At 57.7% G+C, this 26,318-nt stretch carries 24 protein-coding genes; 12 read left to right on the top strand and 12 right to left on the bottom strand.

The genetic code is table 11. The annotated features are described in order from the left end of the window. Window positions 1–7 precede the first annotated feature (7 nt). Together PJL69_RS04875 and guaA are read right to left on the bottom strand one after the other, a co-directional pair. Entirely contained in the window at window positions 8–361 is a 354-nt protein-coding gene (locus PJL69_RS04875; RefSeq protein WP_271308642.1) for a hypothetical protein, read from the bottom strand. A gap of 129 nt (window positions 362–490) precedes the next feature. Then, window positions 491–2,050, bottom strand: a complete 1,560-nt coding sequence (gene guaA / locus PJL69_RS04870) for a glutamine-hydrolyzing GMP synthase (protein ID WP_271308641.1) — start codon at window positions 2,048–2,050, stop codon at window positions 491–493. 180 nt (window positions 2,051–2,230) lie between these two features. Here guaA and PJL69_RS04865 point away from each other — a divergent pair, with 180 nt between their 5' ends. After that, window positions 2,231–2,938, top strand: a complete 708-nt coding sequence (locus tag PJL69_RS04865; protein ID WP_271308640.1) for an MgtC/SapB family protein — start codon at window positions 2,231–2,233, stop codon at window positions 2,936–2,938. A gap of 67 nt (window positions 2,939–3,005) precedes the next feature. Here the strand turns inward: PJL69_RS04865 and PJL69_RS04860 are convergent, their stop codons facing one another. After that, the gene (locus PJL69_RS04860; RefSeq protein WP_271308639.1) at window positions 3,006–4,256 is read right to left on the bottom strand and encodes a hypothetical protein; all 1,251 of its coding nucleotides are present in this window, start codon (window positions 4,254–4,256) and stop codon (window positions 3,006–3,008) included. A 309-nt stretch (window positions 4,257–4,565) separates the two neighbouring features. On the opposite strand from PJL69_RS04860, the gene PJL69_RS04855 reads away from it, so the two are divergent. Beyond that, a complete protein-coding gene (locus PJL69_RS04855; RefSeq protein ID WP_271308638.1) occupies window positions 4,566–6,116 on the top strand; it encodes a trimethylamine methyltransferase family protein in 1,551 nt (516 codons plus the stop codon). Between the two features lie 6 nt (window positions 6,117–6,122). Here the strand turns inward: PJL69_RS04855 and PJL69_RS04850 are convergent, their stop codons facing one another. Further along, a complete protein-coding gene (locus PJL69_RS04850) occupies window positions 6,123–6,413 on the bottom strand; it encodes a DUF6477 family protein (RefSeq protein WP_271308637.1) in 291 nt (96 codons plus the stop codon). A gap of 240 nt (window positions 6,414–6,653) precedes the next feature. Here PJL69_RS04850 and PJL69_RS04845 point away from each other — a divergent pair, with 240 nt between their 5' ends. Further along, window positions 6,654–7,736 carry a DUF6456 domain-containing protein gene (locus tag PJL69_RS04845; RefSeq protein ID WP_271308636.1) on the top strand — a complete coding sequence of 361 codons (1,083 nt, stop codon included), beginning with the start codon at window positions 6,654–6,656 and terminating at the stop codon, window positions 7,734–7,736. Window positions 7,737–7,827: 91 nt separating this feature from the next. Here PJL69_RS04845 and PJL69_RS04840 read toward each other — a convergent pair whose 3' ends face one another. Further along, window positions 7,828–8,376, bottom strand: a complete 549-nt coding sequence (locus PJL69_RS04840) for a peroxiredoxin (RefSeq protein WP_271308635.1) — start codon at window positions 8,374–8,376, stop codon at window positions 7,828–7,830. A 217-nt stretch (window positions 8,377–8,593) separates the two neighbouring features. On the opposite strand from PJL69_RS04840, the gene lipA reads away from it, so the two are divergent. Next, window positions 8,594–9,544, top strand: a complete 951-nt coding sequence (gene lipA, locus PJL69_RS04835) for a lipoyl synthase (RefSeq protein WP_209070196.1) — start codon at window positions 8,594–8,596, stop codon at window positions 9,542–9,544. 117 nt (window positions 9,545–9,661) lie between these two features. Here lipA and PJL69_RS04830 read toward each other — a convergent pair whose 3' ends face one another. The 3 genes from PJL69_RS04830 to soxR form a co-directional block, all read right to left on the bottom strand. Continuing rightward, window positions 9,662–11,200 (bottom strand): trimethylamine methyltransferase family protein, encoded by a 1,539-nt coding sequence (locus PJL69_RS04830; protein WP_271308634.1) that lies wholly within the window; start codon window positions 11,198–11,200, stop codon window positions 9,662–9,664. Between the two features lie 234 nt (window positions 11,201–11,434). Continuing rightward, a complete protein-coding gene (locus tag PJL69_RS04825; protein ID WP_271308633.1) occupies window positions 11,435–12,622 on the bottom strand; it encodes a pyridoxal phosphate-dependent aminotransferase in 1,188 nt (395 codons plus the stop codon). 172 nt (window positions 12,623–12,794) lie between these two features. Continuing rightward, entirely contained in the window at window positions 12,795–13,274 is a 480-nt protein-coding gene (soxR, locus tag PJL69_RS04820) for a redox-sensitive transcriptional activator SoxR (protein WP_271308632.1), read from the bottom strand. A gap of 97 nt (window positions 13,275–13,371) precedes the next feature. Between soxR and PJL69_RS04815 the strand changes: the two genes are divergently transcribed. The 6 genes from PJL69_RS04815 (at window position 13,372) to PJL69_RS04790 (ending at window position 20,061) form a co-directional block, all read left to right on the top strand. Continuing rightward, window positions 13,372–13,746: a VOC family protein gene (locus PJL69_RS04815; RefSeq protein ID WP_271308631.1), complete on the top strand. Its 375-nt coding sequence runs from the start codon at window positions 13,372–13,374 to the stop codon at window positions 13,744–13,746. Beyond that, window positions 13,739–14,731 carry a DMT family transporter gene (locus PJL69_RS04810; protein WP_271308630.1) on the top strand — a complete coding sequence of 331 codons (993 nt, stop codon included), beginning with the start codon at window positions 13,739–13,741 and terminating at the stop codon, window positions 14,729–14,731. The genes PJL69_RS04815 and PJL69_RS04810 overlap by 8 nt, the downstream gene beginning before the upstream one ends. A gap of 181 nt (window positions 14,732–14,912) precedes the next feature. Further along, complete coding sequence (locus PJL69_RS04805; protein ID WP_271308629.1) at window positions 14,913–15,875, top strand: calcium-binding protein; 963 nt, start codon at window positions 14,913–14,915, stop codon at window positions 15,873–15,875. A gap of 277 nt (window positions 15,876–16,152) precedes the next feature. Next, window positions 16,153–17,544 (top strand): cysteine--tRNA ligase, encoded by a 1,392-nt coding sequence (gene cysS / locus PJL69_RS04800; RefSeq protein ID WP_271308628.1) that lies wholly within the window; start codon window positions 16,153–16,155, stop codon window positions 17,542–17,544. Between the two features lie 83 nt (window positions 17,545–17,627). Next, complete coding sequence (gene cimA / locus PJL69_RS04795) at window positions 17,628–19,262, top strand: citramalate synthase (protein WP_271308627.1); 1,635 nt, start codon at window positions 17,628–17,630, stop codon at window positions 19,260–19,262. A 16-nt stretch (window positions 19,263–19,278) separates the two neighbouring features. Beyond that, complete coding sequence (locus tag PJL69_RS04790; protein WP_271308626.1) at window positions 19,279–20,061, top strand: squalene/phytoene synthase family protein; 783 nt, start codon at window positions 19,279–19,281, stop codon at window positions 20,059–20,061. 19 nt (window positions 20,062–20,080) lie between these two features. Here PJL69_RS04790 and PJL69_RS04785 read toward each other — a convergent pair whose 3' ends face one another. Further along, a complete protein-coding gene (locus PJL69_RS04785; protein WP_271308625.1) occupies window positions 20,081–21,295 on the bottom strand; it encodes an MFS transporter in 1,215 nt (404 codons plus the stop codon). A 215-nt stretch (window positions 21,296–21,510) separates the two neighbouring features. Between PJL69_RS04785 and PJL69_RS04780 the strand changes: the two genes are divergently transcribed. After that, a complete protein-coding gene (locus PJL69_RS04780; protein ID WP_271308624.1) occupies window positions 21,511–22,143 on the top strand; it encodes a DNA-3-methyladenine glycosylase family protein in 633 nt (210 codons plus the stop codon). Here the strand turns inward: PJL69_RS04780 and PJL69_RS04775 are convergent. The 3 genes from PJL69_RS04775 to PJL69_RS04765 form a co-directional block, all read right to left on the bottom strand. Beyond that, the gene (locus tag PJL69_RS04775; protein ID WP_271308623.1) at window positions 22,140–22,625 is read right to left on the bottom strand and encodes an NUDIX hydrolase; all 486 of its coding nucleotides are present in this window, start codon (window positions 22,623–22,625) and stop codon (window positions 22,140–22,142) included. The genes PJL69_RS04780 and PJL69_RS04775 overlap by 4 nt on opposite strands. A 105-nt stretch (window positions 22,626–22,730) precedes the next feature. After that, window positions 22,731–24,137: a type I glutamate--ammonia ligase gene (gene glnA / locus PJL69_RS04770; RefSeq protein WP_209096051.1), complete on the bottom strand. Its 1,407-nt coding sequence runs from the start codon at window positions 24,135–24,137 to the stop codon at window positions 22,731–22,733. A 38-nt stretch (window positions 24,138–24,175) separates the two neighbouring features. After that, window positions 24,176–24,514: a P-II family nitrogen regulator gene (locus PJL69_RS04765; RefSeq protein WP_209096049.1), complete on the bottom strand. Its 339-nt coding sequence runs from the start codon at window positions 24,512–24,514 to the stop codon at window positions 24,176–24,178. A 175-nt stretch (window positions 24,515–24,689) separates the two neighbouring features. Between PJL69_RS04765 and PJL69_RS04760 the strand changes: the two genes are divergently transcribed. After that, window positions 24,690–26,258, top strand: a complete 1,569-nt coding sequence (locus PJL69_RS04760) for an NAD(P)H-hydrate dehydratase (RefSeq protein ID WP_271308622.1) — start codon at window positions 24,690–24,692, stop codon at window positions 26,256–26,258. Window positions 26,259–26,318: the final 60 nt, after the last annotated feature.

Genomic DNA, 26,318 nt, shown 5'->3' with positions numbered 1-26,318 from the left:
AGGAGCCTCATTCAGCGATGGTGCAGCAGCCGTGGGTGAGCTGCTCGTTGGTGAGCATGACAAAGGATAGTGGGAAGTCACCGCCAGTTGAATTGCAGGAGGCCTCTTGAACAACCAATGTGGCCTGCGTGCCCGTAATGCTGAGCGCCCAAGCGGCAGGGAAACCCTCGTGCTCCTGATCCATCTGGACAGCGACGCCTTGGATGCGGGTGTCATCCCGTCCCCAGATTTGCGCCGAGGGGCCCGCGATGCCGAGGAAAATGTTGCCGTTGATGCCTTCACAGGCCAGTGGCGCGTTTTGCGCCAACGCTGAAAGCGGGCAGAGCAGGGTGCTCGCGATGATCGCAGTTGTTAACTTCATAACGGTTCCTCCCTGCGAAGTTGTTGCGCAGCTTGGGCGCACATGGAAGGGGAAACTTGGTGTGGGCAAAAGAAAACGCCGCCCCGGATGGGAGCGGCGTAGGCTGTTGAAGACATGAGGCGGCGTGCCTCACTCCCACTCAATTGTGCCCGGAGGCTTGGAAGTGATGTCATAGGTGCAGCGGTTGATGCCTTTGACTTCGTTGATGATCCGTGTGGCGGTTTCACCAAGGAACTCGTGGCTGAACGGGTAGTAATCCGCTGTCATGCCGTCCACGGAGGTCACCGCGCGCAGGGCGCAGGCGTAGTCATAGGTGCGGCCATCACCCATCACGCCAACGGTGCGCACCGGCAGGATAGCTACGAAAGCCTGCCAGATCTCATCATAGAGACCGTGCTTGCGGATCTGGTCGATATAGACCGCATCGGCTTCGCGCAGTATGTCGAGCTTTTCGCGGGTGATTTCGCCGGGACAGCGGATCGCAAGACCCGGTCCCGGGAAGGGATGGCGGCCAATGAAGCTTTGCGGCAGACCAAGTTCGCGGCCCAAGGCGCGCACTTCATCTTTGAAGAGCTCGCGCAGCGGCTCCACCAGTTTGAGGCCCATTTTCTCCGGCAGGCCGCCCACATTGTGGTGGCTCTTGATGGTCACGGAAGGACCGCCGGAGAAGCTGACGCTCTCGATCACATCTGGGTAAAGCGTGCCTTGGGCCAGGAATTCGGCACCGTCGATGGTGTCGGCGTGTTTCTGGAACACGTCGATGAAGAGCTTGCCGATGATCTTGCGCTTGGTTTCCGGATCAGACTGACCGTCGAGTTCGCCAAGGAAGAGCTCCTGCTCGTCGGCGTGGATGAGCTGCATGTTGTAGTTGTCACGGAACATGGTGACAACTTCTTCGGCCTCGCCTTTGCGCAGCAGGCCATGGTCGACAAACACACAGGTGAGCTGATCGCCGATGGCTTCGTGAATGAGCACGGCCGCGACAGAGCTGTCGACGCCGCCGGAGAGACCGCAGATGACTTTCTTGTCGCCAACCTGTGCGCGGATTGCCTCGATCATCTGCTCGCGGTAGGCGCCCATGGTCCAGTCGCCGGAGAAGCCCGCGATCTTGACGAAGTTCTCATAGAGTTTCGCGCCATTTGGCGTGTGGTGCACCTCGGGGTGGAATTGCACAGCGTAGAAGTGACGCGAGGTGTCTGCGGTGATGGCAAAAGGTGCATTGGGCGAGGTGCCATAGACCTCAAACCCCGGTGCAATTTCGCTGACGTGATCGCCGTGGCTCATCCAGACCTGCTCGTCGCCCTCGGCAAACCAGCCATCCAGAATGTCGAGGCTGTTTTGCGGAGTCACATAGGCGCGGCCAAATTCGGCGGTGCCATGGCCGCTTTCCACTTTGCCGCCCAGCTGGGTCATCATGGTCTGTTGACCGTAGCAGATGCCAAGGATCGGCACGCCGTAGTCAAAAATCTCTTGCGGCGCGCGGGGGGAGCCTTCGCGAGTCACACTGTCGGGGCCACCGGAGAAGATCACGGCCTTTGGCGCAAAGTCGCGCACAAAATCCATTGTCACATTCTGATAAGGGTGGATTTCGCAATAGACATTCAGCTCGCGCAGGCGGCGGGCAATCAGCTGTGTTACCTGGCTGCCGAAGTCGATGATGAGGAGGCGGTCATGAGAAATATCGGACATGAGCGCCGCATAGGCCATGCAAGGCTTTCGCGCAAGTCCCTGTAGCGCGAACGCGTGCCCCTGCGGCGCCTTCGCGCAGGGTTTTTGCCCTATGATTTGGACCGTTTGGTCGGATTTTCGCTTGCGTCTCGGGTGTCTGACATGGTTCAAGGCAGGAAAAGGTATATTGAAGGTATATACATGATCGAGCTTTTGAATGGGCCTTTGCAAGATGCGGCACTCAATCTGGCGCTGGCGGTTTTCTGCGGCGCGCTGATCGGATCAGAGCGCCAGGTGCGCCAGCGTATGGCTGGGTTGCGCACCAATGCTTTGGTGGCGCTGGGGGCGGCGAGCTATGTGGTGTTTGCTTCTTTGTTTCCGGACGAAGTGAGCCCCACCCGGGTGGCGGCGCAAGTGGTGTCTGGCATCGGCTTTCTGGGGGCAGGGATCATTTTTCGTCAGGGGTTTACGGTGCATGGTCTGAACACGGCGGCGACGCTTTGGTGTTCGGCAGCGGTAGGATTGATGGCCGGGGCTGGGGCACCTGCTTTTGCGGCGCTGGCCACCGCATTGGTGGTGTTTGTCAATCTGGGGCTGCGACCCTTGGTGAAGTGGCTGAAGCGCAAAACCCGGGCCGGGGTGCCGCTCAATCAGGAATTTGAGGTGCAAATTCAGTATCCTGCGCAAAATGATCAGGATGTGCGGGCTCTTGCACTAAAGGCACTGACGCAGGCCGGGGTGATCGTCACGGAAATGGCGCGCAATGACAGTGGCGGCGACACGGCTGTGCTGGAGATTTTGCTGACCATTGAAGAGCGTAGCACGGCAGAAGTGGGCAAACTGTTGCGCCCTCTGATGCTGGATGAGCGGGTGAGTAAAGTGGGATGGGAAGCCGGGGAGGGTGCTTAATCAGTGAATTTAGGGCATTTCATAAATATGAAACAAGAAGGGCAGGCAATGAGGCGGCCGTTGTCACCTATATCACGATATCCAGCGGCTTATGAGACCGTAAATCAATTCCTGAATTGTGATCTGATATAACGCGAATTGATGTTGTATGTTTCAAACCGTTTACTGTTATCTCCGCCCCATCTTCCAACACGATCTTCAGGCTATCTTCGTCAAAGGAAATCTTGGCGCCATCCAGATCAGCAGTGCCAAGGCTGACGGTCAGATCACGCGTGCGTTTGATCTGAACCTGATCTTTGCCATCCCCACCTTCAAAACGAAGCAGAGCCATATCAGCATCGATGTTGATCAAATCATTTCCTGTTCCACCGGAAACATTAAGAAATCCATCGTTGCCAGATGCGCGAGCGTTTATAACATCGTTTCCAGCTCCACCACGAATATGCGCATATTGCTGAGCATTGACCGTCAGCAGATCGCTGCCTTCGCCACCTTCGACATTTTGCGCAACTTTTGCGGACACTGAGATAGCATCTGAGCCGCCTCCTCCGCTGACATTAAACACATGATCGCCCTGAATAGTCACGGCATCATTGCCTGCCCCTCCATAGACGTTAGAAATGTTGTGAGCTGCGATGCTGATCGCATCCGCACCAGCGCCACCTTCGACATTATAAACCTCAGAACTGACAATCGCGATGGCATCGGCTCCTTCGCCGCCATCAATATTGGTAACAAGCATGGCGTCGATTGCGACGCGGTCATCGCCTTTGCCTCCATCAACATTCATCACTCGTTGGCTGGCAAGCGACAAAGCATCATTGCCATCGCCGGCGTCGATCCCAAAAGGCATTGGGCTCATGCGGGTCACGTCTTTTTGTGAGGCATCACCAGTGTTTATGGTCAGGTTGTCATCACCGGAGGTCCCAGTTAGTTGGCTGCTCATTCGTATGGCACCGCTGTGGTAAATTTCGATTTCAGCGGTATAGCCCCAGCCATTTGAGGCCTGCATAATCCCACCGCCGGGCAGATTACCGATTACAGCCTGGACCGAACTCCCCTGCAATCTCGCCAAAGCTTTGGCCATATCGATTGCTTTGTTCAAAAATTGATTAGCGATGCGTGAATTGTCTGGCGCACTTGAACCTTCCGGGCCGAAAATCATTTCGCCAATACCTGACCCAAGCCTCGGTTTTTCGGTCGTTTTTACAGAAACATGATTTTGCTGGGCGCTCACTTGTCCATCGTCGATGGCCACGCGTTGTGTCGTCGCCTGAACCAAGAGGGAACTTGCAGGAGAAAAAGGAGGGAGAATCATGGATCATCCAATCTTGCCTAGGTTGTGTATCGACACTGCAGGCAGGCACTTAAAAATGTGTATTCAGGTGTCGCATAGTACTGAGAAATTAATTCAACTTATAAAGTCGGCGATATCACAGGTTCTTTAAGAAAGGCAGATGCTCTATCAGGTGATGAGCGCGGGGGATAAGCGCCTGCTTGATTGTTTTTTTGTGGAGGGCGGCATCAGATGTCGCATTCTTTTGTCAAAGGCCGTTAATCAGCCGCTTGTGTGTGCGGGCACGGGCTACAAAAATGGGGACAGACCAAAAGCCTGCGAGGATGAGACATGGCAGAAGCAGCGACACGGCGGCGTGGGCGCGGGGGCGGCGGAGCCGCACGGCGCGCGGAGCGTACTGGCGTAAAAATCGAGACCGCAAAGTTCATTGAGCGCAATATTCCCTTGTTTGAAGTGCTGAATGAAGAAGCGCTTGAGATCATTGAAACCAATGCCGACATCCTTCTGGAAGAGGTGGGCGTCAACTTTGTGAACAACAAAGCGGCGCTGGACATCTGGAAAGAAGCAGGCGCGAATGTAGACTATGAAGCGGAGCGCGTGCGCATTCCACGTGGCATGGCGCGTGAGCTGTGCAAGACCGCACCGTCGCGCATCACCCAACATGCGCGCAATCCAGAGAAATCGGTTGAAATTGGCGGCAACACTCTGGTGTGCGCCCCGGTATATGGCCCTCCCTTTGTGCGGGACGCGGACGGCGGACGCCGCTATGCGACCATGGCGGATTTCGAGAAATTCGTGAAACTGGGCTATATGTCCAAGTGGCTGCACCACTCTGGCGGTACCGTATGTGAGCCAACCGATGTGGCGGTGAACAAGCGTCACCTCGACATGTTGCTGGCGCATATGACCCTGAGCGACAAGCCGTTCATGGGCTCTGTGACCGAGCCAAGCCGGGCGCAGGACAGCGTGGAAATGTGCGAGATCCTCTTTGGTAAAGAGTTCGTGCAGGAAAACACCGTGATGACCTCGCTCATCAACATCAACTCCCCGATGACGTTTGACGACATCATGATGGGCGCGCTGGAAGTTTACGCAAAGAACAACCAGGCCTGCATCATTTCGCCGTTCATCGTGGGCGGTGCGATGGCACCAGTGAGCGTGGTTGGCACGTTGACGCAGGTGTTGGCGGAAGTGACCGCCGGTATCGCCTTCAGCCAGTTGATCCGCAAAGGGGCGCCGGTGATCTTTGGGGCGTTTGTGACCTCCATCGACATGAACTCCGGTGCGCCGACCTTTGGCACCCCTGAAGCGAGCCAGATCCTCTCTGGCGCGGGCCAGCTGGCACGTCGTCTGGGTCTGCCGTTCCGTTCCGGTGGTGGCCTCTGTGGCTCCAAACTGCCCGACGCGCAGGCAGCTTATGAGACCGCACACACCCACAACGCGGCGCTGACCGGTGGTGTGAACTTCATGCTGCACAGCTGTGGCTGGCTGGAAGGCGGCCTTGTGTCAAGCTTTGAAAAGTTCGTGATGGATGCCGATCAGCTGGGTGTTCTGCACAAGATGGCTGAAGGCGTGGCCTATGACGAGAATGCGCAGGCGATGGATGCGGTGCGCGAAGTGGGGCCGGGCGGCCACTATCTCGGCTGTGCGCACACGCAGGCGAACTTCAAGTCCGCTTTCTGGCGCTCAGAGCTGCTTGACTATAAGCCGTTTGAAACCTGGGCGGACGAAGGCGCGCGCGACACGCAAGCGCTGGCTGCGGCGCGGGTGGAAGAACTGCTGGGGGCGTATCAGCAACCGGCGCTCGACCCGGAAATCGAAGCCAAGCTACGTGCTTATGTTGCAGAAAAGAAAGCCTCCATGCCGGACGCTTTTGTCTAAACACAGTTAATTTTGGTGGGTGGCCTGCAACAGCTGGGCCTCCCCCATCATGGCGATCATCAGGTCGACATGACGCACGATCGAGTAAGACGCAGCGTTTTTGCGTCTCTCTTCGTTCAGTTCAGCCTCCAACGTCATTAATCGGGTCAGCGCCTCTAGATTGCGCGGAGTTTGAGTGACGCCTAAAACACGCTTAAGATGCTGATTTCGCGTATAATCCTGAGTTCCTGCACGTGCTGCTCTGATGAGTAGGCGGGGGCGTCGTAGCGTTGCCAGTTGGCTTAGGGTGCCCTGCATAGAATCAACCTTTCACGATAGATTTGCACAGCAGATCACAACTCTATCGGGTGTTGCGTGACCTCTTAGGCAGCGCACGGACCCGCATGGGCCTGTTCATCATTTTGAAATCATTCTGACCAAGCGACGGCAATTTTGTGTCGCCTGCACGGCGGACATCGCCTGTGCAAAAATGGCGCATAAGTCTGTGGAAAAACACGGCAGTGAAATTGACTTAAGTGACTTGGTAAGGAGTGAGTTATGCCGAAAGATCAAGCAATCACGGAATTTCCTGATTGGGTGCCAAGCAATGTGGTGCGCTATGTGGCGCATACGGAGTGTGGGGTTTCTATTCGTGAATTGGCGCGGCGTGACGGCTGCCATGCCTCCACGGTGCTGCGCCAGATCCGAAAGCTTGAAACGATGCGCGAAGATCCGTTGGTGGATGCGGCGCTGACACGGCTGCAGCGAGGGGACACACTGACGGGCGCGGCATCGTCGCCAATCGGAGAGGGGGCAGAGGCGGAGGCACCGGGGGAGGACGTTTTGCGCCGCGAGGGGGCGCGGGTCTTGCGAAGGCTGTGCGAAGCGGGGGCTGTGTTGGCGGTTGCAAGCGATATGGAAACCGCTGTTGTCATGCGCAAAGAGGGCACGCGCGCAGCCGTGGTGTCACGTCAAATTGTTCAGGCAATGGCTTTGCAGAACTGGATTTCTGCGAGGCAGGTTGGGCGGATCTCTCGGTATGTGATCACACAAGCAGGTCGGGCGACGTTGCGTGAAATGATGGCTGAAGCAGAAAACTCTGCGCAGTATATTGCGCAGGTTCAGGCTGGGCTTGATCCAGGTGCACAGCCGTTTGGCGGGCGGTCGCGGCACCGCGGCGGTCGGGCGCGTCAGGTGCGGTTCAATCTGGTCGAGAGCCCCTTGGCCGCGCTGGCCCGGCGCAAGGACAAAGAGGGCAATTTCTTTCTGAGTGAAGATCTGGTTTCCGCAGGGGAGCGGTTGCGGGAAGACTTTGAGCTTGCGCAGATCGGGCCTCAGTCCGGCAAGAACTGGGAGCGGTTTCTGCGGGGCACCGATGAAGGATGCGACCAACCGAATGACGATGTGGCACAGGGGGCCGTACTTGCACGCCAAAGAGTGGCAGACGCGCTGACAGATCTTGGGGTGGGCCTTGGAGATATTGCGTTGCGCTGTTGCTGTTATTTGGAAGGGCTTGAGGCAGCTGAGAAGCGCCTTGGCTGGTCTGCGCGGTCTGGCAAGATTGTGTTGCGGATCGCCTTGATGCGCCTGCGGGATTTTTATGCGGCCAATGCCGGGGGCGCGGGCGACTATATCGGCTAGCCTATTTGGTGGATGCTCACTGGGTTTCGTCAAAGAAAAAGGCCGGTGCAGCGCTGCACCGACCCTTCGGAATGTTCAGAAACGGCGCTGATCAGGCAGCGGTTTCAACATTTGCGGCTTCCAGATACTTCAGCAGGTTTTCTGGGGAGCTCTCGCCATACGGGTCTTCGCCGTGGTTGTCTTCGAGACCTGGCTCTTCAAACCATGCTTCAACAACACCGTCGTTGATGATGGCGGCGTAACGCCAAGAGCGCAGGCCAAAGCCAAGGTTGTCTTTGCGTACGAGCATGCCAACTTTGCGGGTGAATTCACCGGAGCCATCAGGAATCACGTCAACGTTTTTCACGTCTTGTGCTTCGGACCATTTGTTCATCACGAAGCTGTCGTTTACGGACATGCAGTAGATGTTTTCCACACCCAGTTCCTGAAACTTGGCAAAGTTTTCTTCAAAACCAGGTAGTTGGTAGGTGGAGCATGTTGGTGTAAAGGCACCAGGCAGCGAGAACAGGATCACGCGCTTGCCTTTGAAATAGTCATCGCTGGACATGTCCTGCCAGCGGAACGGGTTTGTGCCGCCCACAGCTTCATCGCGTACGCGGGTTTTGAAGACGACGTTAGGGACTTTTGCGCCAACTTGCATTGATCGGTTCCTCACAGAAAATCAGATTTGTGTGATCTATAACGATTCTAATTTTGGGTGCAATGCTGCATTTGCGAAACATGGTTTGCCACGCGATATTAACGTTATGGTTGCTTAGTATCGCGTCAAATGCATAGCAGACATGCGCTTCTGGTAGTGGCCGACAGATTGGCGTATGGTACAAACTGCAAACCCAGATGGTCGGGAGGACCCAGAATTGCGTGATCTGAAGCTGCCAGAGCAGCGCCACCCTGAAAAGGCGCACCGCAAGGACAATGCTCAGCCCAAAAAGCCTAAGTGGATTCGTGTCAAAGCGCCGACGGGCGAGGGCTATAACGCGACCAAGAAGATCATGCGGGAAAACAAGCTTGTCACCGTGTGTGAAGAGGCGGGTTGTCCGAACGCTGGGGAATGCTGGAGCCAGGGTCACGCGACCATGATGATCATGGGTGAAATCTGTACCCGTGGCTGTACCTTCTGCAACATCGCGACGGGTAAGCCCGATGGGCTGGATGCGTTTGAGCCGGGCCGTGTGGCCATGGCGGTGCAGAAGCTGGGGTTGAACCACGTGGTGATCACGTCGGTGGATCGCGACGATCTCGATGACGGCGGGGCGGAGCATTTTGCGCAGACGATCCGCGCGGTGCGGCATCGCTCGCCCAAGACCACCATTGAAATTCTGACGCCGGACTTTCTGAAAGCCAAACCGGGCGCATTGGAAACCGTCGTGGAAGCCAAGCCGGATGTGTTCAACCATAATCTGGAAACCGTGCCGGGGCTTTATCTGGAAGTCCGTCCGGGGGCGCGCTATTTTCACTCTCTGCGTTTGCTGCAGCGGGTGAAAGAGCTGGATCCGTCGATCTTCACCAAATCCGGCATCATGGTCGGACTTGGGGAAAAAGCGCCTGAGGTCAAACAGGTGATGGATGACATGCGCGCCGCAGATGTGGATTTCCTGACCATTGGCCAGTACCTGCAGCCAACGCCGAAACACCATGGCGTGGATCGTTTTGTAACGCCGGAAGAGTTTGAAAGCTATGAGAAATCCGCCTATGGCAAAGGCTTCCTGATGGTGTCTGCCACGCCATTGACGCGGTCATCTTATCACGCGGGGGACGATTTCGCGCGCCTGCGCGACGCGCGTGAGGCGCAGCTGGCGAAAGGCTGAGGGCGGGTTGGGGGCTTTGCCCCCATCACAGGCAAGCTGTGATCCCCCCAGGATATTTTGGGGCAAGAGGAAAAGGCGCCGCGATCTGTCGGGCGCCTTTCGCTATTGTGGAAGGTGTTATTGCGGGAGGTGGATGTTGAAGCGGGCGCGGATGGCCTGATCCAGTTTAGGGTCAAACCGCGCGTTGGCGCGGGCCGCGAGGATCTCCTCTTTGCGCTTTTTGGCGGTTTCAATCAGGTCTGGCTTGCCCACTTCGGCCCATTCCTTGGGAGAGGTGCGGTCGCCAAAAGTCGGATACACATGGTCTTTCTGCATGCGTGACAGGGTGGCGTCGGTGCCAAGATAATGCCCCGGTCCGCCAATGCAGACTTCGCGGATCTGCTCCAGTGCCAGGGTTTCTTCATCTACCTCAATGCCGCGCACACAGCGCAATGCCTGACCGATCAGATCATCGCCCAAGATCAGGCTTTCATGGCAGAAGCCCAAGAGGGACGCGTGCATGCCTGCGGCTTCATAGACCATGTTGAGACCTGAAAGCCCTGCCATTACGTTGGAACACATCTGTTCCCATCCGGCTTGCATGTCGGGCAGTTTGGCATCGCTGGCCCCTGCTGCTGCGCCGCCGGGCAGGCCGTAGAATTTGTGCATCTGGGCGCAGCCTGCTGAGAGCAGGGCCTGTTCGCCGGAGCCGACGGTCATCGCGCCGCTGCGCAGATCGAGACCAAAGGGCCAGGTGCCAAAGATCGCCGGATGACCGGGGGCGATGGCGTTGACATAGACAATGCCCGCCAGACATTCGGCGGTGGCTTGAACGATCGCGCCGGCAACGGTTGAGGGGGCGGTGGCCCCTGCCATGCCAGCAGAGAGCAGCAACACAGGCATGCCGCCGCGAATGCAGGCTTCCATGACCTCACAGCTTTCAGTGGCGAATTTCATTGGCGGCACCACAAAGCAGTTGGTGTTGCTGACAAAAGGGCGCGCGCGCCAGGCATCTTCGCCACCCGCGATCATGTGCAAAAGCTCAAGCGCGTCAGCGACAAAATCCGGCTCGGTGAAATTTACACCCACATGTTTGGTGGTGCCTGCACAGCAGGCGTAGATCGTGTTGTAATCAAGCTCGCGATTGTCGGTTACGTCACGCGCCACCATGGGGCGTTGCAGGAAGTGGATGTTTTCCAGCTGATCGGCAATGCGGGCAGCGTCGTGCAGATCCTGAAGCGTGCTGTCGCGATACTCTTTGCCGTCGACATCCACCATGTGCACGGCGGCACCGGCGGTGCCAAAATGCACGCGATTGCCCGACAGCTGGAGATCATATTGCGGGTCGCGGCCGCGCAAAGCGATGTCTTTGCAGGCTTTGGCCAGCATGTCTTCGACCAGTGCGCGGGGGAACCGCAGCCGACCGTCCTCCCCAATGATCGCGCCAGCGGCGGTCATGATGTCGATGCCACTTTGCGGAGCATCGGCTAGGCCGATCTGTTCCAGCGCGTCCAGCGCGGTTTCGTGGATGCGTTGCATGTCGCGGTTTGACAGAGGTTTATATTGTCCGCCCTCCATACCGGGGCGGATGGGGCGGATGTCCTGTGTCAGAGGCGCTGCGCGGGAAGCGCGACGGGCGGCACGGCCGCCGGAGCGGCGGGTTGCAGGTGCATTCATGGGTGTTCAGTCCTGTAAGTGTTGTGTGGAAAGTTTTATTTCACAACGCCTTACGGGCGGCCTCGTGCCGCGCGGCCACGGTTGGCCCCGATGGTGCGACTGACCAGTTTGATTTTGCTGCGTACGCCTTGCAATGGCTCCTCCATTGCAAGGCAGTGTGTAAGTGCGCGACTCCGTCGTCCTGTCTGTTCGCGACATTTGTCGTTTTTGAGACTTGGGGCGACGATTTTCGCGTTAGGCTGGGACCTGTTCCGCAAGTTTTTCTGCGTGCGCCACCAAGGTTTTGAGCGCGGATTCAAATCGGTCATCTGCCACTGTCATGGCCACGCGGATGTGGCCATGGGCCGATTGGCCAAAGCTTTCACCGGGCATGGTGGCAATGTGGTGCGCATCAAGCAGAGAGTTGGCGAAGTCTTCGCCAGACAGGCCGGTTTTGCGCACATCCAGCATGATGTACATCGCCCCCTGTGCCGGGATCAGGCCGACCGTGTTTTGATCTGCGAGAATGGATTTTGCCAGAGCGCGGCGACGTTCAAACGGGGCGGAAACCTCTTCCTCCAGCGGTGTGCCCTGTGCCAGCGCAAAGACGGCGGCGTCCTGAATGAAGCCGGGCACGCCATAGGTGGTGTGGGTGGCCAGATTGGTGAGGTGATCAATTGCTTCCTCGGGGCCAGCAATCCAGCCGATGCGACTGCCGGTCATGGCGTGGCTTTTGGACATGGAGCCCACCACCAGCGTGCGCGCCGCCATGCCGGGCAGAGCGCGAGGGCTGATATGGGTGCCGTCCCAGACCTGCGTGTCATACACCTCATCAGAGATCAGCCAGAGATCATGGTCGATACAGACCTGCGCGATCCCCTCGAGGGTGTCACGGCCATAGACTGTGCCGGTTGGGTTGTTTGGGGTGTTGATCAGCAGGGAAGCAGCGCCTTTGGCCGCTTCGGCTGCAATCTCTTCTGGCTGCGGTTTGAACGCATTGGCCGCATGGGTTTGGATCGGGACCGGCACCGCGCCGACACCGCGCAAGGTGCCGGGGTAGGTGGCATAATAAGGGTCAATGAACAGCGCGCGATCTCCGGCAGAACAGGTGGCAGTGTGCGCCGCAAAGAGCGCAGCCTGACCACCGGGGGTGATCAGGATGTTCTTATATGTTGTGGGTACGCCAGTGCGTTCGGTCAGTCGCGCGGCCACAGCTTCGCGCAGCTCTTGTGTGCCGGGCACCATGGCATAGCCGGTGTGGCCACCGCGCGCGGATTGATCCATGGCAGACAGAATAACCGGATCGGTGCGAATGTCGTGCTCACCAATGGTGAGTTCGGTGACATTGATACCGTCAGCGATCATGCGACGCGCTTTGTAAAACACATCCCAGCCGTCAGATCCGCCGCCGGTGATGCCTGTTAGCCGCTCAGACAGTTTCATGGTGCACTCCCCTGTAGTCTTGTTGCAGAATTGGTGGCGTGGGGCTGGTGGGAATGTCAAATTCTAAGTTGTGATGGGGGGCATTCTTTCACTGCAGGCGCGTGTTTGCGCGCCTCGTTTGGGCACTTGCAGGTGCCTTCGTTGCGACATTCTGGCGGTCATGAGAGTGCGCTTATAGGTCTGAAGGCGTGTCGCCCAACAGATAACGTGGCCCGGTGCCGCGCGTGCGCGCACGGTCTTCGGGGTTGTAGAGCTTGCAGTTGGACAGGCTGAGGCAGCCACAGCCGATGCACCCATCGAGCCGATCTCGCAGCGCCTGCATTTGCGCAATCCGCGCATCCAGCGCGTTTCGGAAGGTTTCGGAAATCGCCGCCCAATCTGCTTTTGTGGGCGTGCGATTTTCTGGCAATGTTGCGAGGGCCTCGCGGATGTCTGTGATCGAAAAGCCCATTGATTGAGAGATCATCACAAAGGACAGGCGGCGGATGTCTGCACGTTCATAGCGGCGTTGGCCGGTGTCGGTGCGATGTGGAAACACGATGCCCTGTTCCTCATAAAAGCGGATCGCGGAGGGGGCGAGACCGGTCCGTTCGGCAACCTGACCAATCGTCAAACCGGTGGGGCGCAGGCGAAGGGCGGGATTCTGTTTCATGTTGCCATTGTTTTTAAACGATAAAAAATTCTTGAGTTCAAGTTAGCTTGAAGAATTACGCTGAGTCCATCATTGAATTTGAGAAAGGACCTGAGAGATGAAACTTGAGCATGTGAACCTGACGGTGCGCGATCCAAAGGCAACTGCAGCGGTCCTGTGTGATCTGTTTGACTGGACGGTGCGCTGGGAGGGGGAGTCCATTCATGGCGGCTACAGCGTGCATGTCGGAGAGGCAGAAAGCTATCTCGCGCTCTATGCGCCGCCCGTAGATATTCAAAACGCGGAAAACAGCTATTATCGCGCCGGTGGGCTTAATCATGTTGGCATCGTCGTACGTGATCTCGACATGATCGAGGCGCGGGTGAAGGCGGCGGGGTTTGTGCCAACCAGCCATGCGGACTACGAGCCGGGCAAGCGGTTTTACTTTGATGGGCCTGATGACGTCGAATATGAGGTGATCAGCTATGCGTAGGGATGTGAGCCTTGGGCCGGTGGGGCTGTTGATCTGGTGTGGGACGCTGCTGGGCGTTGGGTTTCCACTGAGCAAAGTTTCCTTTGCGGCGGGGGTGTCCCCCATGATGTGGGCTTTGCTTGTGTCGATGGGGGCGAGCCTGAGTTTGCTGCCGGTGCTGGGCGTGCGTGGTTTGTTGCGACTGCCGCGTGGGCGGATGCTGCGCTATGTGGCGATTTCCGGCTTGGTGAGTTTTGCCGGGATCAACCTGATGATTTTTGCGCTGGTACCAAAGCTTGGCGCGGGGCAGGTGGGCATGATGTTTGCCCTCTCTCCCGTCGCGACGCTTGCCTTGTCTGTCCTGTTTGGCATGAAAGCGCCCGGACGTTTGGGGCTTTGGGGCATTGGTTTGGGCCTGATCGGCGCGTTGCTTGTCGCCTTTGGGCGCGGCGGCGTAGAGGGAAGCTTGATTTGGTCGTTTGTCGGGCTTTCGATTCCGATCATTCTCGCGGCGGGTAACGTTTATCGCACGCTGGATTGGCCTGAGGGTGCGCATCCGATGGCGCTGGCTTTCTGGAGTCATGGGGTTGCGATTGTGGCGCTGGTGGCGGCGATGCTCTGGCAGGGCGACGGGGTGCCTTTGGCGACGCTTTCAGCTGTGCCCCGGGCCGCTGGTGTGCAGGTGATTGCGGCTGCGTTGACCTTCCCAGCCTACTTCCGGCTGCAAAAGCTGGGTGGCCCGGTGCTGTTGAGCCAGATCGGTTATGTTGCCGCGGCTGTCGGGCTGGTTGTTGGTCTGGCGTTGCTGGGGGAACGTTACGCGCTGGTGAGTTGGATTGGGGTGGTGGTTACGGTAATCGGAATCTTCTTAAGCGTGTGTTCGAAAAATGGCCATTCAAAGTCGATTGAGCTGCCGATGCCATTGGGACGAAAGACACGTGCGCGGATTGGCGTTGCGTGCAAGAGCTTTGAAAAGCCAAGGTTAAATCGGGATAAAGTGCTGTAGTAATGAAATAAAACAAAGTATCCTGAGGCATACCGTGCTTTGGGATGCCTCATTGAAGCGTGAATTTTTCAGCCCAAAATTATGGCCGTTAACCATATACTAAATTAATACCTGCGACGTATTGCAGAAAATTTTATTCAATGTAGAAGGACGAGCGTACAATTCTAACTTGAGTAATCTAATGGCTACTAACTCTCTTGATTTTAATGGCAGCACTATTTTTGAAACCTGGTTCCAAGGGCAGTCTGCCTGGTATGGGGCACTGACCGATGCGGTTTCTGCCAGCGCAAACCCAGGCCAGCTGTTTGGCTCCACTCGTCTGAACGCGGACGGTGTGGACTACACCGGCGATGTGGTGACGTTGAACATTCGTGGCACTGCGAAAGCCATGAAGAAGGGCCTCGTGTCGTTTGAGTCTGATGCAGTGAATGATGACACTGTGTCCGTTGATAACAATGTGCGTGCCTTTGGCGGCGCAGACGACTCCTTTAATGCGCTGGACGTCACCGGTGTGATCACCAACGGTGGTGCGCAGCAAGCGGAGCAGGCCGGTCAGGCGCCAATTCTGGCAACCGGTGGCCGTGGCAATGACCGTTTGATCGGTGGTCAGGACGATGATGTGATCGCCAGCAACACAGGCGACGACTTTGTTTTTGCTGAGGGTGGCAATGATTTCGTTAAAGCTGGCGCTGGCAACGATGTTGTTTATGGCGGCGCGGGCAATGACCTGATCTATGGTGATTATTCTGACTCAGCGCGTCACGAGAAGCTGCAAGGCGCGCGCGCCAACATGAATGACCAGCTGTTTGGCGGCGAGGGTAACGACATTCTGTTTGGCAACCAAGGCGATGATGTTCTGGATGGTGGCGCCGGCAATGACACAATGATCGGCGGCAGCGGCGCGGATGAGTTCATTTTCAGCGGCGGCAACGACGTGATCAAGGACTTTGGTCGCGGTGATGACACTATCACCATCGATCTCGGTTTTGGGGCGCAGAGCTTTGACAACGTGGGCGATCTTGCCTCTGCTGCAAACTTTGCGTTCCCGTCTGCTGGCGGCGCGACAACCTTTGGCTTTGTTGATACCACCGGTGGGTTCAACCTGCTGACTGTGGAAACCGAAACAGATCTGATGTTTGTCTGACGCTTTCACACATTGCTGATACCTGTTTGCAGGTGAAACGCTTTGCCCCATCGCACCCGACCTATGGTGCGGTGGGGTTTTGTTTTGCTGCTGCCGTTTCACGCCTTGACGCATAGACTTGTGCCGCCTAGGGTCGCGGCCATGAACACCGTATGCGCCACCATTATTTGCTGCTGCATTACCTGCTGACATCGTCACGCGGGCCGGTCTTCACTTTCAAAAATGAGACAGAGTTGGTAAGCCCGCTACGCGAAACCCGTGTGCTGAGGAGCCACTTATGACTGAGATCCGAACTGAGATCACGCTGCACAACACTCTGAGCCGTAAGAAAGAGATTTTTACGCCAATCAAAGCAGATGATGTGCGGATGTATGTCTGTGGGCCGACGGTTTATGATCGCGCCCATATTGGCAATGCGCGGCCTGTGGTGGTGTTTGACGTGCTCTACCGCCTGTTGCGCGAGGTCTATGGCAAGGATGCTGTGACCTATGTGCGCAACTTCACCGACGTGGATGACAAGATCAACGCGCGTGCAGCCGAAAGCGGGCGTGCGATTGGGGATATCACAGCAGAAACCACGCAATGGTATCTGGATGATATGGGGGCTTTGGGGGCGATGGAGCCCAACCACATGCCCCGCGCAACGCAGTATATCGACCAGATGATCACCATGATCGAAAAGCTGATCGCGGATGGCTTTGCCTATGCCCATGATGGGCATGTGCTGTTCCGGGTGCGCAAGTATGACGACTACGGCAAGCTTTCCGGTCGCTCGGTGGACGACATGATCGCGGGCGCGCGGGTTGAGGTGGCGAGCTACAAAGAAGATCCGATGGATTTTGTGCTCTGGAAGCCCTCAAGCGAGGATCTGCCCGGTTGGGACAGCCCATGGGGACGTGGGCGTCCGGGGTGGCACATTGAGTGCTCGGCCATGTCTTATGAAATTCTGGGCGCGTCTTTTGACATTCACGGGGGCGGCAATGATCTGATGTTCCCGCACCATGAGAATGAGATCGCGCAAAGCTGCTGTGCCAATAACGGCAAGGCGATGGCCAACTATTGGCTGCACAATGAGATGCTTCAGGTGGAGGGCAAGAAGATGTCCAAGTCCTTGGGCAACTTCTTCACCGTGCGCGATCTACTGGGCGGGCATGATGGCAACCCCGGTGTGCCCGGCGAGGTGATCCGCTTTGTGTTTATGTCGACGCATTATGGCAAGCCGATGGACTGGACCGCCAAGAAGGCGGCGGAGGCCGAGGCGACGTTGCGCAAGTGGCGGACGCTGACCGCAGACATCGAGCCTGCGACCAGCGTGCCCGCAGAGGTGTTGCAGCCCGTGGCGGATGATCTGAACACCGCAGGCGCGATTACCGCTTTGCATCAGTTCGCGAGTGCGGGCGATGCGGCGTCGCTGTTGGCAGGGGCGCAGTTCTTGGGCTTGTTGACTGAGGAGATGGGCGCTTGGGCTGAAGGTGTTGATCTGTCGGCCTATGAAACACTTCTGGCAGATGCGCGGGCGACGGCTATGGAGACCAAAGATTTCTCTGATGTGGACCGGATCAAGACGGTGCTGACAGCGGCCGGGGTTGAGGTGCGCATGAGCAAGGCTGGAGTAGAGTTGCTGGCGGCGGCTGGCTTTGATGCGGTCAAGCTGGAAGGGCTGCTGTGACGGTGGTCACGCGCTGGTCGGGCCGCAAGCGGCCCGACTGAGATTTTGATACCAAGAAAAAAACGAGCCAGCGGGAGCGAGCAATGACCAAAGAGCGCCTCTATCTTTATGACACGACGCTGCGCGACGGGCAGCAGACACAAGGTGTGCAATTCTCCACCGAGGACAAAACGCAGATTGCGGCGGCGCTGGATGCGCTTGGCGTGGACTACATCGAGGGCGGCTGGCCCGGCGCGAACCCCACCGACAGTGCGTTCTTTGACACCAAGCCCAAGCTGGCTGCGACCTTCACCGCCTTTGGCATGACCAAACGGGCGGGCCTATCGGCGGAAAATGATGATGTGCTGGCCGCCGTGCTGAATGCGGGCACAGAGGCGGTCTGTCTGGTGGGCAAGAGCCATGATTTTCATGTGACCAAAGCGCTTGGCATCACGTTGGCGGAAAACACCGGAAACATTGCGAAATCTATGGCGCATATGGTGGCGCAGGGGCGTGAGGCGCTGTTTGATGCCGAACATTTCTTTGATGGCTATAAGGCCAATCCGGACTATGCGCTGGAGGCTGTGAAAGCGGCCTACGAGGCCGGGGCGCGCTGGATTGTGCTGTGTGACACCAATGGCGGGGCTTTGCCACGTGAGATCTATGAGATTACCAAAGCCGTGATAGCAGCTGGCATTCCCGGCGATCATCTGGGCATTCACACCCATAATGACACCGAGCATGCGGTGGCGAACTCGCTGGCTGCGGTGGATGCGGGTGCGCGCCATGTTCAGGGCACGCTTAATGGACTGGGTGAGCGCTGTGGCAATGCCAATCTGACCACGCTGATTCCGACATTGCTGCTCAAAGAGCCATATGCCAGCCAGTTTGAGATTGGTGTGAGCAAAGAGGGGCTTTCCGGGCTGACACGGGCGAGCCGGATGTTGGACGATATTCTGAACCGCGTGCCAATGCGGCAGGCGGCTTATGTGGGGGCGAGCGCTTTCGCGCATAAGGCGGGGCTGCATGCCAGTGCGATCCTGAAAGATCCCAGCACCTATGAGCATATCGACCCGGCGGTGGTTGGCAATGAGCGCATCATTCCGATGTCCAACCAAGCGGGGCAGAGCAATCTGTGCAAACGGCTGAGCGATGCGGGGCTGAGTGTCGAGAAGGGCAACCCGGCGTTGGGCGAGATCCTTGAGCGGATCAAAGTGGCTGAGGCCAAAGGCTATAGCTATGACACGGCGCAGGCGAGTTTTGAGTTGCTCGCGCGGGAGGCGCTGGGACTTGGGGCGACTTATTTCGATGTCGAGCGCTACCGTGTGATTTCAGAGCGGCGGCGCAATGCGCGTGGGGCAACTGTGGTGGAAAGCGAAGCGGTGGTGACCGTGCAGTTGCCCAATGGGGGCAAGACCACAAGCTTTTTCAAAAACGATCATGCAGATGATCTGAGTGATGAAGGGCCGGTGAATGCGCTCTGGCAGGCGCTGAAGTCTGATCTTGGCCCTTATCAGGGGATCATTGACGATGTGCGGCTGGTGGATTTTAAAGTGCGTATCACCAATGGGGGCACCGAAGCTGTGACGCGCGTGATCATAGATTTTGAGGACAGCCAAGGACGGCATTGGGCGACCGTGGGGGTTTCCTCCAACATCGTGGATGCAAGCTTTGGGGCGCTGTTGGATGCGCTGAACTGGAAGCTTGTGCATGAAGGCACAGAGGTCGCACGGGGATGACTGAGGGCGCGTCATCGTGAGTGCGCAGGCGTTAGATGATCTGGCGGCTTGCGCTGCGTTGGTGCAGCGCGCCGACCCAGATCGTTTTGCCGCAACGATGGCGACTGAGCCAAACGCGCGTGAGAAACTTCTGCCGATCTACGCGTTTAATGCCGAAGTTGCGCGTGCGCCTTGGGTGACGCAGGAAAGCATGATTGCAGAGATGCGCCTGCAGTGGTGGCGCGATGCGCTGGAGGAGATCCGCGCAGGCGGCGTGGTGCGGCGCCATGAGGTGGTCACGCCTTTGGCGCTGATCCTACAGCAGGATGCCACCACCGTTCTTGATGATCTGATCGAAGCGCGGCGTTGGGACATCTATCGCGACCCGTTTGATGATGCGGCGCATTTTGAGCGGTATATCGAGGCGACTGCAGGTGGGTTGATGCAGGTGGCGGCGCAGGCATTGGGAGAGTGTCCGCCGCAGGTGGCGCGAGATGTGGGGTATGCGCTGGGGCTGGCCAATTGGTTGCAGGCTATCCCTGCGCTGGAAGAGGCCAAACGTGTGCCGCTGGTTGACGGACGCCCAGAGGCGGTGGCGGCATTGGCAGAGGCAGGGCTTGCACGGCTGCGTGCGGCTAGAGCACGGCGCAAAGATGTGAGTGCTGACGCGGGGCAGGCGTTTCTGGCGGCTTGGCAGGCGGAGGCGATTTTGCGGCAAGCCGCCCAAGAGCCCGCACGTGTTGCCGCTGGTGCGCTTGGCATGAGTGAATTCGGCAAGCGCGCGGGCCTGATGTGGCGGGCGCTGAGCGGACGCTGGTAAGCGCGCCCCACCCACGTGTTTAGGCGGCCTCTTCTTGGGGGCGCATCACGAGCCAGATCAGTGCGCCACCAGCCAGCATCAGGAAGGGCGCCATGGCGAGGTTGACGCTGGTCCAGCCTGCCACGGCGCTGCCACCGGAACAATTCATGAGACCACCGGAGGCCAGCGAAGCCACGGTCACACCACCAAAGACGATGAAGTCATTCATGCCCTGCATGCGGCCGCGCTCGCTGGGTTCATGTGCGCCGGCCAGCATGGTGGTTGCGCCAATGAACCCGAAGTTCCAACCAAGGCCCAGCAGGATGAGCGCGATGAAGAAGTTTTCAAGCGCCACACCCTGAAGCGCCACAGCCCCGGCACCCGCGAGGATCAGCAGGCCAAGGGCGAGGATTTTTTCGACACCAAAGCGCGCGATCAGGTGACCGGTGAAGAAGGAAGGCGCAAACATGGCGAGTACGTGGGCGGTGACAATATCGGCGGCGTCGTTCTGTTCGAAGCCGCAGCCAACCACGGCGAGTGGCGTGGATGTCATCACGAGGTTCATAAGCGCGTAAGACACCATGGCACAGATCACGGCCACCGCGATGCGGGGTGTTGTGATCAGCTCCCAGCGGGTGCGGCCCTTTGGGGCATCCTCTTTGGGGGCTTCGGGTGTGGGGATGTCGATGAAGAGGAACAAAAGCGAGCCGATGACATTCAGCGCAATCACACCGATGTAGGTGCCCATGAAGGGGATGATCATCGCATCTGAGGTCACCTTCACCAGCTGAGGACCGATGATGGCGGAGAGCAGCCCACCTGCCATGACGTAAGAAATCGCCTTGGGGCGGAACTCATCGGAGGCCGTGTCCGCCGCGGCGAAGCGGTAAAACCCCTGTGCGGACATATAGACGCCGGTCAGGAAAGAACCGATCAGGAAGACAGGGAAGGAGTTGAGGTAGAGGCCATATGCGCCAATAGCACCGCCAAGGGCGCCGCCGAGAGCACCAATCATGAAGCCGACGCGGCGGCCATATGTCTGCATGATGTTGGAGATGGGCGCCGCAGACAGCATGGAGCCCAGAACGATCAGCGAAATTGGGAGCGTCGCAAAGCACAGGTTTGACGCCAGCGATTGCCCGGCGAGGCCACCAATCGTGAAGATCATCGGCATTTGTGCGCCAAGGAAGGCCTGTGCCAGAACCAGAATGAAAACGGTACGGCGGGCGCGGGAGTCGTCTACAAGTGTGCTCATGCGCCAATCGTTAGCTTCTTCACGACCGCGCGTCCAGCATTGCGATCACTTATACAGATCACGATTTTTGAATGTGTGCATTCCCAATATCGATTGCGCAGGAAACGGGTTGCGCACGATGCTGCGCAGGCTAGGCGGGTGGGTACCGGTTTGGGGTGTTGAGCGGCGCGGCGCATGCCCCTAAAGCTGAAGGTGCAGAAAAAGGGAGGCGGGCTTTGACAGTTGGTCGGATTATCAGAACGGATGCCTGTGTTGCAGAAGGTGCCGCCTGGCTTGCGGCGCAGGATGTGCGGTTTGAGCGCGCGCTGGCGCTAACCGGGGACTTGCCGCTGCGGCTGCGCCCTGATGGGTTTGACCAGCTGCTCAGTGCGATTGTCAGCCAGCAGGTGAGCGTGGCCTCTGCGGCGGCGATCTGGGGGCGGATGCAGGAGGCGCAGCTGGTGACGCCTGAGGCTGTGATGGCCGCCAGCGAAGAAGATCTGAAGGCGGTAGGGCTGAGCCGCCAAAAAATGCGCTATGCGCGGGCTTTGGCTGAGGAAGGCATAGATTTTGATGCGCTGCGCGAGGTTCCCAATGAGGTGGTGTTCAAAACCCTCACCAAAGTGAGCGGCATTGGCATCTGGACGGCGGAGATTTACGCGATGTTTTCGCTAGGTCGCGCAGATGTGTTTGCGCCGGGTGATCTGGCCCTTCAGGAGAGCGCGCGGATGCTGTTCGACCTGCCGGATCGGCCCAAAGAGCGGGCGTTGCGGGAGATGGCGGAGGCGTGGTCGCCGTGGAGGAGCGTGGCGGCGCGGCTGCTGTGGGCGTATTATCGGGTAGATAAGGGGCGCGAGGGGGTGCGCTAACCCGTCAAACTGGCGCGACCTTGAAGGAGTCTGTCTTTCAAGCCTTCGGGGAAGAGCTTTGGCCCATCTTGCAGATCAAGTTCTTCCAGTGAAAACCAAGCAGCAGAGCAGAGCGTGCCATTGTCTTCGGAGAAGGTGATCTCTTCTTGCTTGCCAAAACAATCTTTTGGGAAGGTCACGTCAAAGATGACAAGATATTCGTGACCTGTTTGCCCTTCATGTTCGTAAAGGTTTTCAAAAAAGATGGGCGGGTTGGCGATCGAGATGGTTATGCCGAGTTCTTCGTGAAATTCGCGCAAGAGGGCGTTCTGAGCCGTTTCTCCAAACTCGATGGTTCCGCCAAGGGGGCGGACACCTTTGAGTTTGCCACTGTCATCAAACACACGGGCGGCCAGAAGGCGGTTCTCACGCCAATGAAGGCCAAGCGCTTTTACTCTGATGGAATTGTGTGGACGCCAGGAATGCGCGAAGTCTCGGGTCATTTGCGTTGCAGCCTTTCAGGAAGCTCTTAGGATATTACGCTATGAGGTAAACAACAAAAAGGGCACCCCGGGAGGCGCCCTTTCTTATCACTGTCCCACTAAAGCTTAGCAGCTGTAGTACATGCCGAACTCGACGGGGTGCGGGGTGTGCTCGTAGTGCTCCACCTCTTCCATCTTCAGCTCGATGTAGCCTTCGATCTGGTCTTTGGTGAACACGTCGCCTGCCAGCAGGAATTCGTGATCTGCTTCCAGAGCGTCCAGAGCTTCGCGCAGGGAGCCACAGACGGTTGGGATACCGGCCAGCTCTTCCGCAGGAAGATCATAGAGGTTCTTGTCCATGGCTTCGCCAGGGTGGATTTTGTTCTTGATGCCGTCCAGGCCAGCCATCAGCAGCGCTGCGAAGCACAGGTATGGGTTGGCGGATGGATCTGGGAAGCGGGCCTCAACACGCTTGGCTTTTGGGCTTTCGGTCCATGGGATACGGACACAGCCGGAGCGGTTGCGTGCGGAGTAGGCGCGCAGAACTGGTGCTTCAAAACCCGGGATCAGACGCTTGTAGGAGTTGGTCGAAGGGTTGGTGAAGGCGTTCAGAGTTTTTGCGTGCTTCAGGATGCCGCCGATGAAGTACAGAGCTTCGTCAGAGAGATCCGCGTATTTGTCGCCTGCAAAGAGTGGCTTGCCGTCTTTCCAGATGGACATGTTCACGTGCATGCCGGTGCCGTTGTCGCCGTAGATCGGCTTTGGCATGAAGGTGGCGGATTTGCCGTAGGACGCAGCCACATTGTGGATCACGTATTTGTACTTCTGCAGCTCGTCCGCTTGCTTGGTCAGGCTGTCAAAGATCAGACCCAGCTCGTGCTGACAGGACGCCACTTCGTGGTGGTGCTTGTCAGTTTTCATGCCCAGACGCTTCATGGTGGAGAGCATCTCGGAACGCAGGTCGTGGCTGTCGTCGGTTGGGTTTACCGGGAAGTAGCCGCCTTTGACGCCAGGGCGGTGGCCCATGTTGCCCATTTCATATTCGGTGTCGGTGTTCCAGGACCCGTCGATTGCATCAACTTCGTAGGATACTTTGTTGATTTTGTTTTCAAAACGAACGTCATCGAACAGGAAGAATTCCGCTTCTGGGCCCATGTAGGCCACATCGCCGATGCCGGAGGACTTCAGGTAAGCTTCGGCTTTTTCGGCGGTGCCGCGTGGGTCACGCTCATAAGCTTCGCCGGTGTCAGGCTCAACGATGGAGCAGTGGATGCAGATGGTTTTCTCAGCATAGAACGGATCCACATAAGCAGACGTGGTGTCTGGGATCAGTTTCATGTCTGAGTTTTCGATGGATTTCCAGCCAGCGATGGAGGAGCCGTCAAACATGAAGCCTTCTTCGAGGAAGTCTTCGTCAACGAGGTCTACGTCCACGGTCACGTGCTGCAGCTTGCCGCGTGTGTCGGTGAAACGGATGTCGACATAGGCCGCATCTTCGTCTTTGATCAGCTGGAGAACTGCGTCTGCGCTCATTCCCTTTGTCCTTCTGATTGAGTAAAATTTCTGGTGTTTTACAGCGCGTCCGCGCCGGACTCGCCGGTACGGATACGAATGGCTTGCTCCACGGGGGAGACGAAGATCTTGCCGTCGCCGATCTTGTCGGTTTTGGCGGCATTCACAATGGCTTCGATCGCGCCGTCGACCTGATCGGCCTCAAGCACAACTTCGATTTTCACCTTGGGCAGGAAGTCCACAACATATTCGGCGCCACGATAAAGTTCTGTGTGGCCTTTCTGACGCCCGAAGCCTTTGACTTCGACAACGCTCAGACCCTGGATGCCAAAATCCTGAAGGGCTTCTTTGACTTCATCAAGCTTGAACGGCTTGATGATGGCTTCGATCTTTTTCATGTGGAGGCTCCTCCTCAGGTGCGTTCTTGATTGATCACAGACCACTTTCGATTGGGGCTCACAATTGGATAGGGTAACAGGAGGTGAATGCGCCTATCGGAAACATGCTATGTGATTAAAAAATAGGCGGTTAGGCGCGTAAATGGGCGAAATTGAATCGCAGGATGCATTGAGAATGAGCGAAATTTTGACGGCTGCCCAAATGCGCGCCATTGAGCAAACCGCAATTGAGTCGGGTGACGTGACTGGGCTGGAGCTGATGGAGCGGGCCGGGCAGGGCGTGGTTGAGGCTGTTTTTGAGCGCTGGCCAGCGTTGGAAGACGGCGCGAAGCGGGCGGTTGTTTTATGTGGTCCGGGCAACAATGGCGGCGACGGTTTTGTTGTGGCGCGGCTGTTGCGGGAGCGCGACTGGGAGGTGGAAGTGTTTCTTTATGGGGACGCTGAAAAGCTGCCGCCGGATGCGCGAGTGAACTACGAGCGGTGGTGTGATTTGGGGACGGTGACCGCGCGTGCCATTAATCCTCCGCCGCTGGTGGACGACAGTTTACACATTAAGGGCCAATGCGATCTTGTTGTCGATGCGCTGTTTGGCACGGGACTGAGCCGCCCATTTCAGTCTGTGTTTTCCTTCTTTGCCGATCCTCACCTGCGCAGCATTTTGGCGGAGAGGGGCTGTAAGGTGGTGGCTGTCGATATTCCGACAGGGTTGTGCAGCGACAGTGGCGCTGTGTTAGGGAGCTGTATCGCGGCGGATCTGACCGTGTCTTTTCACCGCAAGAAGCTCGGGCATGTTCTAAAAGATGGGCCGGCCTCTTGTGAAGCAGTAACTGTCAAAGACATCGGCCTGCGTGAGAGCTATGGGCAAGTGGTTCCAGCTGAAAAACCTGTGCGAGAAGCAAGCGTAGCCTTTGATTATTTGAACAAAGAGGCGCCTCAGCACAAATTCTCTCATGGTCATGCGCTCATCCTTTCTGGCGGGCCTGGCAAAACCGGTGCCGCGCGGCTCTCGGCGCGTGCCGCGCTTCGGATCGGGGCGGGGTTGGTGACACTTGGGGTGCCCCCAGCGGCGCAGCAGGAGGTGGCCTGTCAGATCACGGCACTGATGTTGCAGCGGGTGGCAGATGCTGAAGGCTTTGCAGAGGTGTTGAAAGATTCGCGGATCAATGCGCTTTGCCTTGGGCCGGGACTGGGACAGGAGCGTGCGCGGGCTCTTGTACCGGTGGCGCTGCAGGCAAATCGCGCGACAGTTTTGGACGCTGATGCGTTGAGCGCGTTTGCCGATGAACCAGAGCAGCTGTTTGAGAGGCTGCATAAGAGTGTTGTGCTCACCCCGCATGCGGGCGAATTTGCGCGGCTGTTTCCAGATATTGCCAAACGCCTGGCAGCGCCGCCCACCAAAGGCCCAGCTTACTCCAAAGTCGATGCCACACGTGAGGCGGCAGCGCGGGCAGGGTGCACGGTTTTGTTCAAGGGGGCGGACACGGTGATTGCTGCCCCCAATGGTATGTGTGGCGTGCACGCGGCAGTGTATGAGCGCACTGCGCCGTGGTTGGCGACGGCTGGATCGGGGGATGTGCTTGCGGGCCTCATCACAGGGCTCTTGGCAAGGGGGCTTGCGCCGCAGCAGGCAAGCGAGATGGCAGCCTGGCTGCATGTGGAGTGTGCACGCGCTTTTGGCCCGGGGTTGATTGCAGAAGACTTGCCGGAGACTTTGCCACAGGTGATGCGCGGCTTAATCGCTTAGGGCTGATCTGGACGCTGAAGGAGAGCAGGTTTTTCACGGCTCTCTATGTGCCAAAGGGCA

This window comes from Shimia sp. MMG029, from assembly GCF_027947445.1.
Classification (GTDB): Bacteria; Pseudomonadota; Alphaproteobacteria; order Rhodobacterales; family Rhodobacteraceae; genus Shimia.
Note: the sequence above shows the minus strand (reverse complement) of the source record. Positions and strands in the feature narration are given on the sequence as shown.

What these genes read in the sequence shown, in the direction of transcription:
- PJL69_RS04875 (WP_271308642.1), bottom strand. Translation starts at nt 361, where the DNA reads ATGAAGTTAACAACTGCGATCATCGCGAGCACCCTGCTCTGCCCGCTT.
- guaA (WP_271308641.1), bottom strand. Translation starts at nt 2,050, where the DNA reads ATGTCCGATATTTCTCATGACCGCCTCCTCATCATCGACTTCGGCAGC.
- PJL69_RS04865 (WP_271308640.1), top strand. Translation starts at nt 2,231, where the DNA reads ATGATCGAGCTTTTGAATGGGCCTTTGCAAGATGCGGCACTCAATCTG.
- PJL69_RS04860 (WP_271308639.1), bottom strand. Translation starts at nt 4,256, where the DNA reads ATGATTCTCCCTCCTTTTTCTCCTGCAAGTTCCCTCTTGGTTCAGGCG.
- PJL69_RS04855 (WP_271308638.1), top strand. Translation starts at nt 4,566, where the DNA reads ATGGCAGAAGCAGCGACACGGCGGCGTGGGCGCGGGGGCGGCGGAGCC.
- PJL69_RS04850 (WP_271308637.1), bottom strand. Translation starts at nt 6,413, where the DNA reads ATGCAGGGCACCCTAAGCCAACTGGCAACGCTACGACGCCCCCGCCTA.
- PJL69_RS04845 (WP_271308636.1), top strand. Translation starts at nt 6,654, where the DNA reads ATGCCGAAAGATCAAGCAATCACGGAATTTCCTGATTGGGTGCCAAGC.
- PJL69_RS04840 (WP_271308635.1), bottom strand. Translation starts at nt 8,376, where the DNA reads ATGCAAGTTGGCGCAAAAGTCCCTAACGTCGTCTTCAAAACCCGCGTA.
- PJL69_RS04830 (WP_271308634.1), bottom strand. Translation starts at nt 11,200, where the DNA reads ATGAATGCACCTGCAACCCGCCGCTCCGGCGGCCGTGCCGCCCGTCGC.
- PJL69_RS04825 (WP_271308633.1), bottom strand. Translation starts at nt 12,622, where the DNA reads ATGAAACTGTCTGAGCGGCTAACAGGCATCACCGGCGGCGGATCTGAC.
- soxR (WP_271308632.1), bottom strand. Translation starts at nt 13,274, where the DNA reads ATGAAACAGAATCCCGCCCTTCGCCTGCGCCCCACCGGTTTGACGATT.
- PJL69_RS04815 (WP_271308631.1), top strand. Translation starts at nt 13,372, where the DNA reads ATGAAACTTGAGCATGTGAACCTGACGGTGCGCGATCCAAAGGCAACT.
- PJL69_RS04810 (WP_271308630.1), top strand. Translation starts at nt 13,739, where the DNA reads ATGCGTAGGGATGTGAGCCTTGGGCCGGTGGGGCTGTTGATCTGGTGT.
- PJL69_RS04805 (WP_271308629.1), top strand. Translation starts at nt 14,913, where the DNA reads ATGGCTACTAACTCTCTTGATTTTAATGGCAGCACTATTTTTGAAACC.
- cysS (WP_271308628.1), top strand. Translation starts at nt 16,153, where the DNA reads ATGACTGAGATCCGAACTGAGATCACGCTGCACAACACTCTGAGCCGT.
- cimA (WP_271308627.1), top strand. Translation starts at nt 17,628, where the DNA reads ATGACCAAAGAGCGCCTCTATCTTTATGACACGACGCTGCGCGACGGG.
- PJL69_RS04785 (WP_271308625.1), bottom strand. Translation starts at nt 21,295, where the DNA reads ATGAGCACACTTGTAGACGACTCCCGCGCCCGCCGTACCGTTTTCATT.
- PJL69_RS04775 (WP_271308623.1), bottom strand. Translation starts at nt 22,625, where the DNA reads ATGACCCGAGACTTCGCGCATTCCTGGCGTCCACACAATTCCATCAGA.
- glnA (WP_209096051.1), bottom strand. Translation starts at nt 24,137, where the DNA reads ATGAGCGCAGACGCAGTTCTCCAGCTGATCAAAGACGAAGATGCGGCC.
- PJL69_RS04765 (WP_209096049.1), bottom strand. Translation starts at nt 24,514, where the DNA reads ATGAAAAAGATCGAAGCCATCATCAAGCCGTTCAAGCTTGATGAAGTC.
- PJL69_RS04760 (WP_271308622.1), top strand. Translation starts at nt 24,690, where the DNA reads ATGAGCGAAATTTTGACGGCTGCCCAAATGCGCGCCATTGAGCAAACC.